Genomic DNA, 1,043 nt, shown 5'->3' with positions numbered 1-1,043 from the left:
GACCAGCCGCCAGGCCACTCCCGAGCGCATCGCGAAGGTCGTGAGGTCACAGTGGGTGATCGAAAACCGACTGCACTTTGTGCGGGACACCGCCTTCCACGAGGACGCCTCCAAGGTCCGCACCGGACACGGACCGGAGAACATGGCCACCCTCCGCAGCTTCGCCATCAACCAGCTCCGTGCCGCCGGCCACACCAACATCGCCGCCGGACTCCGCGAGATGTCCCTCCGCCCCTTCGAGCGGCCACTGACCCTCCTCGGACTCAACTGACCAGCACCAATCCAAGATCATCAGACTTTGCAATCGCCCTGGGCCTCCAGCCCGTCGACGGTGCGCTCGGACATCAGGGCGTGCTCGAACTCGGCCACCGCGCCCAGAATCTGGAAGAACCTCCGGCCGACCGCGGTGGAGGTGTCGATGCCCTGGTCGAGCACGACCAGGTCGACGCCGCGCTTCTGGAGCTCCTTGGCGCGTCGATGAGGTTCTCCAGGGAGCGGCCGAGGCGGTCGAGTTTGGTGACGACGAGTTGGTCGCCTTCGCGGGCGACCAGGAGGGCCTTGTCGAGTTCGGGGCGGCGGGCGAGCTTGCCGCTGGCCTTGTCGGTGAAGATCCGTTCGCAGCCTGCGGCTTTCAGGGTGTCTTGCTGGGCTTCGGGGTGTTGGTCCCGTTTGGATACAGGGGCGACGCCAATTCTCATCGTCAAACGTAACGTCAACGGGGTTGTGCGTGACATTGGCGCGTACGCGGGAAGCGTTACATTCGTGACCTGGGGGAACGTCAGGTGGATCTTCGTGTTTCACGAACGATCGTCTGCGTACACCGCGTCTGCGATCCGAATCACTTCCTGCGGGTGAATCGTTGCCAACACCGGCAGAGGCGTCAGCCACGACCCCAGCGCAAATGCCTCCCCCAGCAAGTGACCAGCCCTCGGCAGACTGACCACCTTTGCCACCCTGGTCAGCGCCTGCGCCTGCCGGTCCGGGTCGGTGATGGTGCGGGCGATCTGCTCGGCGTCGGTGGCCAGCGCGCGGGCTCGCTCGGG

The 1,043-nt window shown here is 65.6% G+C and carries 1 protein-coding gene and 3 pseudogenes; 1 reads left to right on the top strand and 3 read right to left on the bottom strand.

Annotation, left to right across the window (positions count from 1 at the left end; translation table 11 throughout):
• Nucleotides 1-271, top strand: a pseudogene (locus BUE44_RS39705) (ISAs1 family transposase); the annotation flags it as partial.
• A gap of 20 nt (nt 272-291) precedes the next feature.
• On the opposite strand, the pseudogene BUE44_RS39960 reads toward BUE44_RS39705, so the two are convergent.
• The 3 genes and pseudogenes from BUE44_RS39960 to BUE44_RS37710 all read right to left on the bottom strand — a co-directional run.
• Nucleotides 292-459, bottom strand: a pseudogene (locus BUE44_RS39960) (recombinase family protein); the annotation flags it as partial.
• A 26-nt stretch (nt 460-485) separates the two neighbouring features.
• A pseudogene (locus tag BUE44_RS39955) lies at nt 486-698 on the bottom strand (recombinase family protein); the annotation flags it as partial.
• A 99-nt stretch (nt 699-797) separates the two neighbouring features.
• Nucleotides 798-1,043 (bottom strand): hypothetical protein (locus tag BUE44_RS37710; protein WP_159450338.1); only part of this gene is annotated, 246 nt, incomplete at its 5' end.

Source organism: Actinacidiphila paucisporea, from assembly GCF_900142575.1.
GTDB classification, from domain to species: domain Bacteria; phylum Actinomycetota; class Actinomycetes; order Streptomycetales; family Streptomycetaceae; genus Actinacidiphila; species Actinacidiphila paucisporea.
This window is presented reverse-complemented; position numbering and strand designations above follow the sequence as displayed.